Annotated in this window: 13 protein-coding genes; 9 read left to right on the forward strand and 4 right to left on the reverse strand. The window is 68.3% G+C overall.

The window, feature by feature from the left end:
• Window positions 1-140 precede the first annotated feature (140 nt).
• The 4 genes from yajC (at window position 141) to WS45_RS15485 (ending at window position 5,259) form a co-directional block, all read left to right on the forward strand.
• The gene (gene yajC, locus WS45_RS15470; protein ID WP_006476868.1) at window positions 141-464 is read left to right on the forward strand and encodes a preprotein translocase subunit YajC; all 324 of its coding nucleotides are present in this window, start codon (window positions 141-143) and stop codon (window positions 462-464) included.
• Window positions 465-570: 106 nt separating this feature from the next.
• A complete protein-coding gene (gene secD / locus WS45_RS15475; RefSeq protein ID WP_059535377.1) occupies window positions 571-2,592 on the forward strand; it encodes a protein translocase subunit SecD in 2,022 nt (673 codons plus the stop codon).
• An 18-nt stretch (window positions 2,593-2,610) separates the two neighbouring features.
• Window positions 2,611-3,561, forward strand: a complete 951-nt coding sequence (gene secF, locus WS45_RS15480) for a protein translocase subunit SecF (RefSeq protein ID WP_059465429.1) — start codon at window positions 2,611-2,613, stop codon at window positions 3,559-3,561.
• Between the two features lie 159 nt (window positions 3,562-3,720).
• A complete protein-coding gene (locus tag WS45_RS15485; RefSeq protein WP_179950374.1) occupies window positions 3,721-5,259 on the forward strand; it encodes a S41 family peptidase in 1,539 nt (512 codons plus the stop codon).
• Between the two features lie 21 nt (window positions 5,260-5,280).
• Here WS45_RS15485 and WS45_RS15490 read toward each other — a convergent pair whose 3' ends face one another.
• The 4 genes from WS45_RS15490 to WS45_RS15505 form a co-directional block, all read right to left on the reverse strand.
• The gene (locus WS45_RS15490) at window positions 5,281-6,558 is read right to left on the reverse strand and encodes an MFS transporter (protein ID WP_059700686.1); all 1,278 of its coding nucleotides are present in this window, start codon (window positions 6,556-6,558) and stop codon (window positions 5,281-5,283) included.
• A gap of 175 nt (window positions 6,559-6,733) precedes the next feature.
• Window positions 6,734-7,315: a YceI family protein gene (locus tag WS45_RS15495; protein WP_059535372.1), complete on the reverse strand. Its 582-nt coding sequence runs from the start codon at window positions 7,313-7,315 to the stop codon at window positions 6,734-6,736.
• A 66-nt stretch (window positions 7,316-7,381) separates the two neighbouring features.
• On the reverse strand, window positions 7,382-7,942 hold the full coding sequence (locus WS45_RS15500; protein ID WP_059535517.1) for a YceI family protein: 561 nt from the start codon (window positions 7,940-7,942) through the stop codon (window positions 7,382-7,384).
• A gap of 8 nt (window positions 7,943-7,950) precedes the next feature.
• Window positions 7,951-8,511 (reverse strand): cytochrome b, encoded by a 561-nt coding sequence (locus WS45_RS15505; protein ID WP_059535370.1) that lies wholly within the window; start codon window positions 8,509-8,511, stop codon window positions 7,951-7,953.
• A 259-nt stretch (window positions 8,512-8,770) separates the two neighbouring features.
• Here WS45_RS15505 and WS45_RS15510 point away from each other — a divergent pair, with 259 nt between their 5' ends.
• The 5 genes from WS45_RS15510 to WS45_RS15530 all read left to right on the forward strand — a co-directional run bounded on the left by WS45_RS15510 (window position 8,771) and on the right by WS45_RS15530 (window position 15,046).
• Entirely contained in the window at window positions 8,771-9,436 is a 666-nt protein-coding gene (locus WS45_RS15510) for a paraquat-inducible protein A (protein WP_059535369.1), read from the forward strand.
• Complete coding sequence (locus tag WS45_RS15515) at window positions 9,433-10,062, forward strand: paraquat-inducible protein A (protein ID WP_059535367.1); 630 nt, start codon at window positions 9,433-9,435, stop codon at window positions 10,060-10,062. The genes WS45_RS15510 and WS45_RS15515 overlap by 4 nt, the downstream gene beginning before the upstream one ends.
• The gene (locus tag WS45_RS15520; protein WP_059535365.1) at window positions 10,055-11,671 is read left to right on the forward strand and encodes a PqiB family protein; all 1,617 of its coding nucleotides are present in this window, start codon (window positions 10,055-10,057) and stop codon (window positions 11,669-11,671) included. Before WS45_RS15515 ends, WS45_RS15520 begins: the two co-directional genes overlap by 8 nt.
• Window positions 11,671-12,408: a PqiC family protein gene (locus tag WS45_RS15525; protein ID WP_059700687.1), complete on the forward strand. Its 738-nt coding sequence runs from the start codon at window positions 11,671-11,673 to the stop codon at window positions 12,406-12,408. Before WS45_RS15520 ends, WS45_RS15525 begins: the two co-directional genes overlap by 1 nt.
• 514 nt (window positions 12,409-12,922) lie before the next feature.
• The gene (locus tag WS45_RS15530) at window positions 12,923-15,046 is read left to right on the forward strand and encodes a site-specific recombinase (RefSeq protein WP_059700688.1); all 2,124 of its coding nucleotides are present in this window, start codon (window positions 12,923-12,925) and stop codon (window positions 15,044-15,046) included.
• The last annotated feature ends 126 nt before the right edge of the window (window positions 15,047-15,172 follow it).

Here is a 15,172-nt window from a genome sequence, read left to right on the forward strand (position 1 = left end):
CCTTTCCAAACGAGCCGCAACGGTGCCGTTTCATGCTTTAACAGCTTGATCCGAAAGCGCATTTGCTGCGCCGTTTGCACATGGGGCCGGTGGTAGAATAACCGGCTTAATTTTCGATCTTCCCCTACGGAGAGACCAACGTGCCGTTCATTTCCAATGCCTTCGCGCAAGGTGCCGGTGGCGCCGAATCGAGCCTGATGAGCTTCCTGCCGCTCATCCTGATGTTCGCGGTGCTGTACTTCATCATGATCCGTCCGCAGATGAAGCGCCAGAAGGAACACCGCAACATGCTCGCGGCCATGGCGAAGGGCGACGAAGTCGTCACGAGCGGCGGCCTCGTCGGCAAGGTGACGAAGGTCACCGAAGGCTACATCGGCGTCGAAATCGCCGAAGGCACCGAAATCACCGTGCAGAAGGCTGCCGTCACGACCATTCTGCCGAAGGGCACGATCAAGTCGCTGTAAGGCTTTTACCGAGCGTCCGGCTCCCCGCGTCGTGCCCGCCTGAGAGAGCGGGCCGCCGCGGCGCCGGACGCGACGCTTTCACGCCAACCACCCGTTCGGCCCCCTCATGAATCGTTATCCACTCTGGAAATATGTCGTGATGGTCGTGGCGCTCGCCATCGGCCTTCTGTACACATTGCCCAACTTCTTCGGCGAAGCGCCGGCGGTGCAGGTGTCGAGCGGCAAGGCCACGGTCAAGCTCGACTCGACCACGCTGACCCAGGTCGAATCCGCGCTCGCCTCCGCGCAGATCACGCCGGACGACGTCACCTTCGAGAACACGGCGTCCAACGCGAACATCCGCGTGCGCCTGAAGGACACCGATACGCAGCTGCGCGTCAAGGACCTGCTGCAGAAGTCGCTGAACGCCGATCCGAACGATCCGCAGTACGTCGTCGCACTGAACCTGCAAAGCGCGTCGCCGCGCTGGCTGACCGCGCTGCACGCACTGCCGATGTATCTCGGCCTCGACCTGCGCGGCGGTGTCCACTTCCTGCTCCAGGTCGACATGACGGGCGCGCTCACGAAGAAGCTCGACTCCGACGCGTCCGACGCGCGCACGCTGCTGCGCGACAAGAACATCCGCGACGGCGGCGTGAGCCGCGTCGACCAGTCCGTCGTCGTCAACTTCAGCGACGCGCAGACGGCGGAAGACGCCCGCAAGGTGCTCGCCGCGTCGGTCACCGAACTGCAATGGGCGACCCAGCCCGGCGGCGGCGGCACGCAAGTCGTCGGCACGTTCACGCCGGCCGTGCAGAAAGCCGTCGAGGACGCCGCGCTCAAGCAGAACCTGACGACGCTCCACAACCGCGTGAACGAACTCGGCGTGTCCGAGCCGATCCTGCAGCAGCAAGGCAGCGACCGCATCGTCGTCGAACTGCCGGGCGTGCAGGACACCGCGAAGGCGAAGGACATCATCGGCCGCACCGCGACGCTCGAGGCGCGCCTCGCCGATCCGATCAACACGCACCCGAACCCGAACGACCCCGTGCCGCCGGGCGAGGAGCTGTTCACGCAGGGCAACCAGGCGCCCGTGCTGCTGAAGAAGGACGTGATCTTCACCGGCGACCGCATCATCGACGCGTCGGCCGGCTTCGACGAACACCAGCGTCCGTCGGTCAACATCCGCCTCGACTCGGCGGGCGGCCGCTCGGTGCGCGCGGTGTCGCGCGAGAACATCGGCAAGCCGATGGCGATGGTGCTGTTCGAGAAGGGCAAGGGCGAGGTGCTGACGGTCGCGACGATCCAGTCCGAACTCGGCGACCGCTTCCAGATCACGGGCCAGCCGACGCCGCAGGCCGCGGCCGATCTCGCGCTGCTGCTGCGCGCCGGTTCGCTCGCCGCACCGATGGACATCATCGAGGAACGCACGATCGGCCCGAGCCTCGGCGCGGACAACATCAAGATGGGCGTCCACTCGGTGATCTGGGGCTTCTGCGCGATCGCCGTGTTCATGATCGCGTACTACATGCTGTTCGGCGTGATCTCGGTGATCGGCCTGTCGGTGAACCTGCTGCTGCTCGTCGCGGTGCTGTCGCTGATGCAGGCGACGCTGACGCTGCCGGGTATCGCGGCAATCGCGCTCGCGCTCGGCATGGCGATCGACTCGAACGTGCTGATCAACGAGCGCGTGCGTGAAGAACTGCGCGCCGGCCAGCCGCCGCAGACCGCGATCCAGGCCGGCTACGCGCACGCATGGGCGACGATTCTCGACTCGAACGTCACGACGCTGATCGCCGGCCTCGCGCTGCTCGCCTTCGGCTCGGGCCCGGTTCGCGCGTTCGCGATCGTGCACTGCCTCGGCATCCTGACGTCGATGTTCTCCGCGGTGTTCTTCTCGCGCGGGATCGTCAACCTCTGGTACGGCGGCCGCAAGAAGCTGAAGTCGCTCGCGATCGGCCAGGTGTGGAAGCCGGAAGGCGCCACGGCCGGCGCCTCGTTCGCCGCGGCCGACGAATCGACCGACACCGCGCGCGCCGCGAAGCTCGCCGCACCCGCGAAGGGCAACGCACCGCGTGCCGGCAAGCCGCAGTTGCGCAACCGCGCGCAGCAAGGCGTGTCGCCGAAGAAACCGGGCTCGACCCAATAAGGCCCCGGAGACGAAGCCATGGAATTTTTCCGCATCCGTAAAGACATTCCGTTCATGCGGCACGCGCTGGTGTTCAACGTGATCTCGCTGGTCACGTTCCTCGCCGCCGTGTTCTTCCTGTTCCACCGCGGGCTGCACCTGTCCGTCGAATTCACCGGCGGCACGGTGATCGAGGTGCAGTACCAGCAGGCCGCGCAGCTCGAACCCGTGCGCGACACGCTCGGCAAGCTCGGCTACGCCGACGCGCAGGTGCAGAACTTCGGCACGTCGCGCAACGTGCTGATCCGCCTGCAGTTGAAGGAAGGCCTCACGTCCGCGCAGCAGAGCGACCAGGTGATGACCGCGCTGAAGGCGCAGAGCCCCGACGTGACGCTGCAGCGCGTCGAGTTCGTCGGCCCGCAGGTCGGCCGCGAGCTCGCGACCGACGGTCTCCTCGCGCTCGCGTGCGTGGTGATCGGCATCGTGATCTACCTGTCGATCCGCTTCGAATGGAAGTACGCGGTCGCCGGCATCATCGCGAACCTGCACGACGTCGTGATCATTCTCGGCTTCTTCGCGTTCTTCCAGTGGGAGTTCTCGCTGGCGGTGCTCGCGGCGATCCTCGCGGTGCTCGGCTACTCGGTCAACGAGTCGGTCGTCATCTTCGACCGGATCCGCGAAACGTTCCGCCGCGAACGCAAGATGAGCGTGTCGGAGGTGATCAACCACGCGATCACGACCACGATGTCGCGGACGATCATCACGCACACGTCGACGGAAATGATGGTGTTGTCGATGTTCTTCTTCGGCGGCCCGACGCTGCACTACTTCGCGCTCGCACTGACGGTCGGCATCATGTTCGGCATCTACTCGTCGGTGTTCGTCGCGGGCTCGCTCGCAATGTGGCTCGGCATCAAGCGCGAAGACCTGATCAAGGAAAAGAAGACGGCGCACGATCCGGACGATCCGAACGCGGGCGCGCAGGTTTAAGCGCCGCGTCGTTTCGGCTGATACCCGAAGGCCGGTCCTGTTGGACCGGCCTTTTTTCATGCGCGAGCCGCGGCCGCTTCCTCCGGCGCGGCCGCACGGACCGTCGGCTACAATCGCTCCACCATCCCGCCCCGCCACCCGTCGAAGCCGCGGTCCCTCATGATGCCTGCCTCGCGTGTCCTTCATCGCATCGTCGCCTGGAGCACCGGTGCCGCCGCCGCGGCTGCGTTCGTTGCATGCGCATCGGCCGCCCGCGCGCAATCCGCGTCCGCCCCGCGCGCCGCTGCTGCTGCGGCGGCGTCACAACCGTCACCCTGCCCGCCCGACTGGGAACCGCAGCTCTGCGAACTGAAGGCCGCGGTCGAAGTGCTGAAGAAGCAGCACCTGACCGACGTCGACATCGGCGCGTTGCTCGACGCCACCGTGCACGACGGCATCAAGACGCTGCCGTACGCGCGCTTCTTCAACGCAAAGGAAGAGCAGGAACGGCGCGACGACGAGCGCCGCGCACGCGACGGCACGCCGGGCATCGGCATCGTGTTCGAGACGCGGCCCGACGGGCTGCACATCATCGACGTGATCCCGGACGCGCCCGCCGAACAGGCCGGCGTGCGGCCCGACGATCTCGTCGTCGCGATGAACGACCGAAGCGTCGTCGGCATCGACAGCAGCGAGGTCGTGAAACTCGCGAAGGGCGACGCGGGCGTGCCGCTGAAGCTCACGGTCCGGCGTGGTCCGAACCCTGCGACGCTGACCTTCGCGCCGGTCCGCGCGATCGTCCGGCCGCACCCGGCGACCGCAAGGCGGCTCGCCGGCGACATCCTGTACACGCGGCTGTCGAGCTTCCCGGAGCCGGCGGTCGGCAACTATATCGACGCGGTGCAGGCCGCGCGCCGCGCGGGGCCGCCGGTGAAAGGCGTGATCCTCGACCTGCGCATCAACGGCGGCGGCGCATTGAATGCGGCGATCGGCATCACCGCGCTGTTCGCCGGGCGCGACCGCACCGCGATGACGACGCTCGAGCGCGACGGCACGAAGCGCCGCCGCTTCACGACCGACTGGCCCGACTACGAACTGCCGGTCATGCACGGCCAGGATCCGCTCGCGCCGCTGCAGACGGACGACTGGTGGCGCACCGTGCCGCTCGTCGTGCTCGTCGACGGACAGAGCGCGTCGGCCGCCGAAGCGACCGCGGCGGCACTGAAGGATCTCGGCCGCGCGCGGCTGCTCGGGATGCCGACCTACGGAAAGGGACTCGCGCAGACCGGCGTCGACCTGATCGACGGCACGCGCGTCAATTTCACGTTCGCGCGCAACCTGCGGCCGAACGGCTGCCCGATGGACGGCTATGGCGTCGTGCCGGACTGGCTGGTGCCGCCGCGCCGCGACTCGGACGTCGACGGCGTGCTGCTCTGGTACCGCGAAGTCGATCTCGCCCGCGCGCCGTATGCGGACCGGCTGGCGCCCGATCCGTTCGCGCAGGTCCGCAAGGCACGGCAAGCACTGCGCGAAGCACGCGTGCGCGAAAAAATCGATACGTCGAAGAGCGCGGCGCTGCCGCAGCGGGAATTCGGCACGGATGCCGACTGGCAGCTCCGGCAGGCGCTTGACGCGCTCGCCGGCCGGCCGGTGCGGACCGTCGCCGCGCCCGCGCAACTGATGCCGGCGCAGCCGGTATGCGAGCGCGTCAGCGACTGACGCGCCGCCGCGCGCCCCGCGTCACCGGAAGCCGAACCGCCGGCGCAGCACGACCAGCGCCACAAGGCTCAGCACGGCCGCGAACATCAGGTAGAAGCTCGGCGCGGTCTTCATCCCGGTCGCGCGGATCAGCCACGCGATGATGAACGGCCCGAAGCCGCCGAAGATCGTCACCGCGACGTTATACGCAAGCGACATCCCGGTCGTGCGCGTCTGCACCGGAAACACTTCGGACAGCAGCCCCGGCAGCGCCGCGAAATAACCGGTCATCAGGAACGCGAGCAGCACCTGCAGCGCGATCAGCGTGCCGAAGCCCGGATGCACGACCAGGTACGCGAACGCCGGATAGATCAGCACGAGGATGCCGACGGCCGGCGCGAGCATCACGCGCACGCGTCCGTACCGATCCGACCAGTGGCCGACGAGCGGCGCGAACGCCATCTGGATCACGCCGACGACGAGGATCGCGGCGAACGCGGCCGACGGCGCAAGGCCAAGCTGCTTCACGCCGTAGGTCGGCATGAACAGCACGAGATAGGTCGCGACGGTGCCGAGCACCACCACGCCCATCGCGGCGACGAGCCGTGCCTTGTGCGACGCGAACGTGTCGCGCAGCGGGCTCGCGGTGCTTTCGGCGGCGAGGAATTCGGGCGTCTCGTCGACCTTCGAGCGGATGTAGTACGCGACGGGCCCGAGCAGCAGCCCGAAGAAGAACGGGATGCGCCAGCCCCACGCGGCCATCTGGTCGGCCGTGAGCTGTGCGTTCAGCACGGTGCCGAACCCGGCGGCGAGCAGCGTCGTGAGCCCCTGGCTCGCGACCTGCCAGCTTGCGAAGAAGCCGCGCCGGCCCGGCACGTGCTCGGCCAGGAACGCGGTCGCGCTGCCGAATTCGCCGCCGGCCGAGAAACCTTGCATCAGCCGCGCGGCGACGAGGATCAGCGGCGCGGCAACGCCGATCGTCTGGTAGGTCGGCAGCACCGCGATCACCAGCGTGCCGGCCATCATCAACAGGATCGACAGCGTGAGCGCGGCCTTGCGGCCCGCGCGGTCGGCGTACGCGCCGAGCACGATCGCGCCGAGCGGGCGCATGAAGAACGACACGCCGAACGTGCCGAGCGTGAGCAGCAGCGACACGGTGTCGTTGCCGGCCGGGAAGAACAGCTTCGAGATCGTCACCGCGAAGAAGCCGTAGACGACGAGGTCGAACCACTCGAGCGCGTTGCCGATCGACGCGGCGACCACCGCGCGCCACACGCGCGGCGACGAGGCAATGGAGCTGGACTGCGTGACGGCGTGCATCGGCGATCTCCTTGTCGTTGTACGTTGTATCCGGCGCGCCGGTTCTCGCGCCGCGAGCTGCGCCGACGATTATAGGCGCGCAAAAAAAACCGCCGCGCCCCCTGAAAACGGGAGCGCGGCGGCTGGCTCGCGACGGGCCGGCGGCGTGACGCGGCGGCCGGCCCGGTCGGGCGCGTTACTGCTGCTTGACGGCTTCGGCCGTGATCAGCAGCTTCGTCTTCATCTTGAAGCCGTACTGCTTGCCGTAGTCGAGGCCGAAATCGTCGCGGCTGAATTCGCCGACCGCGTCGACGCCGCACACTTCGCGCTTGAGCATCGGATGCGGCATGCACTTGAACGAATCGATCTTCAGCGTGACCGGCTTCGTGACGCCGTGCAGCGTCAGGTTACCGACCACCGACACCGGCTTGTCGCCGTCGAACTTGATGGCGCCCTTGTAGTTCGCCTGCGGGAACTTGGAGACGTCGAAGAACTCGGCCGTCTGCAGGTGCTCGTCGAGCTTCGCGCTGCCCGTGTGGATCGACGCGATGTCGGTCGTCACGTCGACCGTACCGGTCTTCGCCGCGCGGTCGAGCGTCACGGTGCCGCTCGACTTGTCAAACTTGCCGCGCCAGACCGACAGGCCGCCGAAGTGGTCGGCCTCGAAGCTCGGGTACGTATGGCTCGGGTCGAACTGGTACGTCGCGCTGTCGGCGAATGCCGAGAACGACAGCGAAGCGGCCAGCGCGCCCGCGGCGATGATCAGATGCTTTTTCAAACGATTTCTCCTTGGAACAGCGCCGCGCCCTCGCGCGGCATTCGGGGTGATGCGACAGCCCGCCGCTTACTTCGTGGCGACGAGATGGAACTTGATCTGCACTTCATCGGCGACGATCGACGTGTCCTTCCACTCGCCGGTGCCGACGTTGAACGCCGAACGCTTGATCGGCAGCACGCCGTCGAAGGTCTGCGTCGCGCCGCTCTGCGTGACCGTGACGGGCACCGTGACGGTCTCGGACTTGCCCTTGATCGTCAGCTTGCCGGTCACGTTGTACTTGTTGCCGCCCGCCGGCGCGATCGCCGACGACGCGAAGGTCGCCTGCGGATACGCCTTCGCGTCGAACCAGTCCTTGCCCGCGACCTGGTCGTTGTACATCTTGTCGCCGAGGTCGAAGCTCGCGATGTCGATCGTCATTTGCGCGCTGCCCTGCGCGGCCTTGGCCGGGTCGAACTTCACCTGCGCGGAGAACTTCTTGAATGCGCCTTCGGTCGGCACGTTCATCTGCTTCGACACGGCGGACACCTTGCTCTTCGCGAGATCGACGTCGGCGTGCGCCGCGGCCGACGCGACAAGTGACACCGCGGCGAACGCGGTCAGCATGGAGCGGGAGAAAGACACTTTCATGGGATCCTTCATTTGGCGGAGGGAAGCATCCGCGACAGCAGGCCGTCGCGGTCCAACAACTGGTGCTTGAACGCCGCGAGCACGTGCATGGCGACGAGCGCAAGCAGAATGTAATTCAAAGACACGTGCAGCGTCTTGAAGGTTTCCTTCAGCGCAGGATCGGGATCGATCAGGCGCGGCAGCGGCACGATGCCGAGATAGACGACCGGGATGTTCGACGCGGAGCTGTACAGGTAGCCCGTCACCGGAATCACGATCATCAGCGCGTACAGCAGCATGTGCACGCCGTGCGACACCGCACGCTGCCACGCCGGCGTGCCGCCCGGCAGCGGCGGCGGCACGTGGGTCGCGCGCCACAGCACGCGCACGACGGCCAGCGCGAACACCGTCACGCCGATCCACTTGTGCCACGAGAAGTACTTGAGCTTCGTCGGCGTGAAGCCGGGGATGTCGGTCATCACCCAGCCGAGTGCGAAGCCGCAGACGATCAGCAGCGCGATCAGCCAGTGCAGCGCGATCGCGGTGTGCGCGTAGCGTGCCGGCGCGGCCGGCGGCGATTTCGATGCCATCATGGATTCCTCAGTTGAGCGAACGGCTGCGCCGGTAAATTCGTCCGACGCTTGTCAAGGCCGCCATGCTACCGCAACCTTTTGTCACGCGCGGACTCCGAGGACAGGCGCGCCAGCCCGCTGTCAGGTTTGCGCCATGTTACCGCCCGGTCACCCGGCAACCGGGCGTTGACACGCCGAAAAAGCCGTTTTGGTAAGATTGGCGCGGGTTCCGGCCCCGTCGACGCGTTCCCCCGCCCGTCGCACCACCGCCTTTTCCATGCAACGACACGACCTGATTGCCTGCCACGAATGCGACGCACTGTTGCATAAACCGCGCCTGAGCGGTCGCGAAATCGCGCGCTGCCCGCGCTGCGACGCGCTGCTCTATCGCAACAGCACCACGCAGATCGAGCGCATCAGCGCGCTTGCGGTCGCGGCGCTCGTCACGTTCGTCATCGCGCAGGCGTTCCCGATCCTCGAAATGGACCTCAACGGCACCCGTGTGCAGACGACGCTGATCGGCGCGATCGACGCGCTGTGGCATCAGGGCATGGAGGCCGTCGGCGTGATGGTGTTCTGCTCGACCGTGCTGTTCCCGCTCGTCGAGATGGCCGCGCTGCTTTACGTGCTGCTGCCGATCCGGCGTGGCGTCGTGCCGCCGGGCCTCAACTTCGTGCTGCGCACGATCCAGCTCGTGCGGCCGTGGGGGATGATCGAGGTGTTCATGCTCGGGATCGTCGTGACGATCGTCAAGATGGTGAGCCTCGCGCGCGTCGTGCCCGACGCCGCGCTGTTCGCGTTCGGCGCGCTCACGCTGATGACCGCCGTCGTGCTGATGTTCGATCCACGCACGCTGTGGGACATCGCCGACGACCTGCGCGCCGGGCGCTCGCCCGCCTCGCCCGACGGCACCACTCCGCCGCCGCAAGCGCCCCGCCAATGACGATGCCGACCGCCGCCCGCGAGGGCTACGCCAGCTGCCACGCATGCGGGCTCGTGCAGACGATCGACCGTCCGCACGCGCATTGCGCGCGCTGCGGCAGCACGCTTCATTTCCGCACGCCGAACAGCATCATGCGCACGTGGGCACTGCTGATCGCGGCCGCGATCCTCTATATTCCGGCGAACCTGCTGCCGATCATGCGCACGTCGTCGATCGTCGGCTCGCAGGAGGACACGATCATGAGCGGCGTCATCTATTTCTGGACGTCCGGCGACTGGCCGCTCGCGGTCGTCGTGTTCGTCGCCAGCATCCTCGTGCCGATGCTCAAGCTCGGCGTGCTGACGCTCCTCGTCGGCACCGCGCAGCGGCGCACCGTGTGGCGGCCGCTGCAGCGCACGCGCCTGTACCGGATCGTCGAGCGGATCGGCCGCTGGTCGATGCTCGACATCTTCGTCGTGACGCTCACCGTCGCGCTCGTCCATTTCCGTTCGCTCGCCGTCATCACGGCCGGACCCGGCGCGCTCGCGTTCGGCTCGGTCGTGATCCTGACGATGCTCGCGTCGATGCAGTTCGATCCCCGCCTGATCTGGGATCCAGTCGAAACCTCAGGGAAACACCATGAATAGTCCGCAAGGCCCGCAGCAAGACGCGTCCCGGCCGCCCGATCCGGCGATCTCGACGAAAAGCGGCTGGCTGCCGTCGCTCGTCTGGCTCGTGCCGCTGATCGCCGCGCTGATCGGTATCGGCCTCGTGATCAAGTCCGTGCGCGAGCGCGGCCCGGAAGTCTCGATCAGCTTCCACAGCGCGGAAGGGCTCGAGCCGGGCAAGACGCAGGTCAAGTACAAGGACGTCGAGATCGGCATGGTCAAGACGATCAAGCTGTCGAAGGACCTGTCGCGCGTGCTCGTCCAGGTGCAGCTGAAGAAGGAGGCCGAGGACTTCGCGGTCAAGGGCTCGCGCTTCTGGATCGTGCGTCCGCGCGTCGGCGCGACCGGCGTGTCGGGCCTCGGCACGCTGCTGTCGGGTGCGTACATCGGCGTCGATGCCGGCCACGGGCAGGACACGCAGACCGACTTCACCGGCCTCGAGACACCGCCGGCCGTGACCGGCGACCAGAAGGGCACGCAGTACGTGCTGCGCGGCGATTCGCTCGGCTCGGTCGACATCGGCTCGCCGGTCTACTACCGCCGCGTGCCGGTCGGCCAGGTGGTCGGCTTCTCGCTCGACAAGGACGGCACGGGCGTCACGTTCAACGTGTTCGTCAATGCGCCGTACGACCAGTACGTCGGCGTGAACTCGCGCTGGTGGCAGGCGAGCGGCGTCGACCTGCGGCTCGATTCGAGCGGCCTGAAGCTGAACACGCAGTCGCTCGCGACGGTGATCCTCGGCGGCATCGCGTTCCAGACGCCGCCGAACCAGGACAGCGGCGCGACGGCGCCGAACAACACGACCTTCCGCCTCGGCTCCGACGAGACGGACGCGATGCGCGATCCGGACGGCCAGCCGCTGCAGGTCGTGATGAACTTCAACCAGTCGCTGCGCGGGCTCGCGGTCGGCGCGCCGGTCGACTTCCGCGGCATCGTGCTCGGCGAAGTGACGAACATCGGCATCGACTTCGATCCGAAGACCAAGAACTTCCTGATGCCGGTGACGATGAACGTGTATCCGGAGCGGCTCGGCCCGCGCTTCCGCGAAACGATCGAGAGCAAGGGCGAAGCGGGCCGCCGCGAGATCGTCGAGCGCCTCGTCAGGCACGGGCTGCGCGGCCAGCTGCGTACCGGCAACCTGCTGACGAGCCAGTTGTACGTCGCGCTCGACTTCTTCCCGAAGGCGCCGGTCGTGAAGATCGACGCGGCACGCCAGCCGCTCGAGCTGCCGACCGTGCCGAACACGCTCGACGAACTGCAGCTGCAGGTCGCCGACATCGCGAAGAAGCTCGACAAGGTGCCGTTCGACCAGATCGGCGCGAACCTGAACAGCGCGCTGTCGAACGCCGACAAGCTGTTCAAGCAGCTCGACACGCAGGTCGCGCCGGAAGCGCGCGACACGCTGTCGGCCGCAAAGCAGACCTTCTCGACCGCCGAGGCGACGCTGCAGCAGGATTCGCCGCTGCAGTCCGACGTGCGCGGCGCGTTGAAGGAACTCACGCGCACGCTGCAATCGCTGAACGCGCTCGCCGACTATCTGGAGCGCCATCCCGAATCGCTGCTCAAGGGCAAGCCAGGAGATCAATAATGACGACGACACGCGTGAACATCCTCGCGAGCGGCGCGGCGGCAGTCTTCGCCGCGCTCGCGCTCGCCGCGTGCAGCTCGCCGCCCGCGCGGTTCTATACGCTGAGCCCGGCCGACGCCGCCGCGCCCGTGCGCACCGCGCCCGCCAACCCGTCGTTCCTGATCGAGGTGCCGTCCGTCGGCGTGCCCGAGCAGATCGCGAAGAACCAGCTCGTCGTGCAGAAGAACGCCGCGCAGGTCGACGTGCTCGAGCAGGAGCGCTGGGCCGCGCCGCCCGCCGACGAAATCCGCCGCGCGTTGTCCGACGACCTCGCCGCGCAGCTCGGCACGATCGACGTCGCGAATTCCGCGTATCCGGCCGGCGTGCCCGTCTATCGGATCAGCGTGAACGTGCAGCGCTTCGAGTCGTGGCCCGGCAAACGCGCGGCGATCGATGCGGTGTGGAGCGTGCGCGCGCTCGGCACGCAGGCCGTGATGACGTGTCGCACGAGCGTCGCGGAGCCGGTCGCCGACGGCTACGACGCGCTCGTCGCGGGCCACCGGCGCGCGCTCGACGTGATCGCATCGCAGGCCGCGTCCGGCGTGCGCGCGATGGCCGCGCGGCGCGGCGCCGCGGCTGCGTCGACCACCTCGACGACCGCATCCGGCAAGACAACCGCCGCCGCGCCCGCCGTGCCCTGCCCGGCCGGTCCGACACCCGGCGACGACGCGGGCGCGACCGGCAAGTCCGGCGCGTAAGCGCGACGCGCGGGCCGGCGTCCGACGCATGCGCGCGGTGCGCCTGCACTCGGCACGCGCCGCCCGATAGACGTCGCCGGCATCGATCCGCGTGCGCACGCAACCGCGCACGCGAACCTGCCGCCCTCGCCGCCCTTGCCGCTTCGGCCGACGCTGCCCGGCATCCATCGGCCGGACGGCGGGTTTGCACTGTTTGTCAAAATCCGCCGGAACCGGCACCACGCAACACGGTCGGCTTGCGTTTTCGCGCCCGATTGACGATCCTACGCACTTTCCGGCTCGCGCCGCTCGTCGTGCGCGCCCGCCGGCGGCGATCCGCCCGTCGTGTCCGGTCCGATCGCCGCGTCTCCCGGGGCGCGCATGCGTGTCCGCGTGCACCGCACCGGGGCAGCCGCATCGCGGGTCGCCGCGCATTGTCCGGCCACCCGGCCAGCCTCACCGTTCTCCCCGGCGCCGCGCCGTGTTCCGGCCGGCATCCCGAACCCGCCCGTCCAGGGCTTTCGCTATTCCGTTTATGTTTCGTTCCCTGACGACCCTGATCAAGAAGTGGCGCGCGTCGCGCAATGCGGGCCACCAGCTCGATGCGCTGCTCGCGCATGCCGACGCGGACGCGCCGTACGCCGAGCGCAGCGAATGGCTGATCGAGCTCGCGCACTGGCTGCGCCGCAACGGCGCGATGCAGGTCGCGCACGACGCGCCGGCCGAACGCGACGCCGACGCGCGCGCGTATCCGGCGCACGCGCGGCTGCGCTACCTGTTCCACGTGCTCGACCGCAATCCGGCATGGAAATCGCACGCCGCACGCATCCTGCGCGGGATCCTGCGCGAATGCGACGGCATCTCGCTGCTCTGCGACGCGGGCATGCCCGTGCATTCCGGCTTCTTCGGCGCGCTGTTCGAGCGCATCGATACGTCGCTGATCCCGCCCGCGCCGAACCGCCGCGAACTGACGGCGCTGTTCACGCTGATGTTCCCGACGCCCGAAGACGTGCAATGGATCGACGCGCTGCCCGACGACCTGCTCGCGCGCCTCGCCGAGCTGATCTCGTTCGACGTCACCGACGAAGAGCGCCACGAGCCCGGCTCGTTCTCGCGCGATCTGCTCGCCGCCCTGCACAACCTGACCTGCCAGATCAGCTCGACCGGCCTGTCGCAGACAGTGCGCAGCCGCCTGTCCGACGACGACGCACGCAAGCCGCTCGAAACGCAGCCGTTCTATCGGCTCACGCGCGCGATGCTCGCGGTCGAGACCGCGCACGCGGCCGTCGAGGACGGCGGCGACCCGAGCAAGCTGCTGCACGAGGTGAACTACCTGCGCGTGCTGCTCGACGAATGCCGGATCGCCGTCGACGACGTGTTCGCGCACCTGTACCGCAACGGCGTGTCGGTCGACATCGTGTTCCAGGTCGAACGCATGCGCATGCGCATCCTGCGCGCGGAAATGCTGCTCAACGCGTGGATGGCACGCGACGACCTGCGCGGGATGGCGCGCCTGACGGCCGAGCTCGTCGACGCGAACCAGAACAGCCAGAGCGTGTCGCACCTCGTGCGCAGCAACTTCTCGCTGTTCGCGCGCAAGCTCGTCGAGACCAATGCGGACACCGGCGAGCACTACATCTCGCGCGGCCGCGCCGAGTACCTGAAGATGCTGCGGATGGCCGCGGGCGGCGGGCTCGTCACCGTCGTGACGGTGTGCGTGAAGTTCGCGATCACCGGCGCGCACCTGCAGTCGATGCTCGAAGGGCTGCTCGCGGGCGTCAACTACGCGGCGAGCTTCATGCTGATGCACTTCCTGCACTTCACGCTCGCGACCAAGCAACCCGCGATGACCGCGCCGACGCTCGCGCGCGAGCTCGACGACACCGGTCACGAGGCAGGCGTGAAGGCGTTCGTGGCATCGGTGATCGCGCTGATCCGCACGCAGGCCGCGGCCATTTCCGGCAACGTGCTCGTCGTGCTGCCCGTGTGCCTGCTGGTGCAGCTGTTCGCGGCCAACCTGATGCACGCGAACCTGATCTCGCCGGAGAAGGCGCACGCGACGCTGCACTCGTTCTCGCTGCTCGGCCCGACGCCGCTCTACGCGGCGCTGACCGGCGTGCTGCTGTGGGCGTCGAGCCTGCTCGCGGGCTGGGCCGACAACTGGTTCGTGCTGCATCGGGTCGGCGACGCGCTGACGTACAACCGACGGCTGCGGCTCACGCTCGGTGCGTCGGGTGCCGCGAAACTCGCGCACTTCTGTCGCTCGAACGTCGCGGGCGTGGTCGCCAACGTGGGTCTCGGCCTGATGCTCGGCCTGGTTCCGGCGATCGTCACCGTGTTCCTGTTCCCGTTCGAGGTGCGCCACGTGACGCTGTCGGCCGGGTCGATCGGGATCGCGCTCGGCGTGCTCGGCAAGGGCGCGCTCGGCACGCCCGAGCTGTGGTGGGCCTGCGCCGGCGTCCTGAGCATGGCGATCCTCAACGTGCTCGTGAGCTTCGCGCTCGCGTTCACGATGGCCGTGCGCTCGCGCAGCCTGCGCCGCACCAAGGTGCGCGCGCTGGTCGGCGCGATCGTCCGCACGGTGCTGTCGAAGCCGTCCGCGCTGTTCTGGCCGGCCGGCACCCCGGCCGCGCGTGCCAGCCAGCCGGGCTCGCACTGATCCTTCGACGGCGGCGGGCCATCCGGGCGCGCGCCGCCGCACGGGCCCGCCGGCTCGCCGTCGCGGCCGGCGCGCCGGCGCCGGCGTCCCGAATCGGATGCAACGCCGGCTCCGGCCGCTCGCGCC

Source organism: Burkholderia sp. RF2-non_BP3 (assembly GCF_001522185.1).
GTDB lineage: Bacteria > Pseudomonadota > Gammaproteobacteria > Burkholderiales > Burkholderiaceae > Burkholderia > Burkholderia diffusa.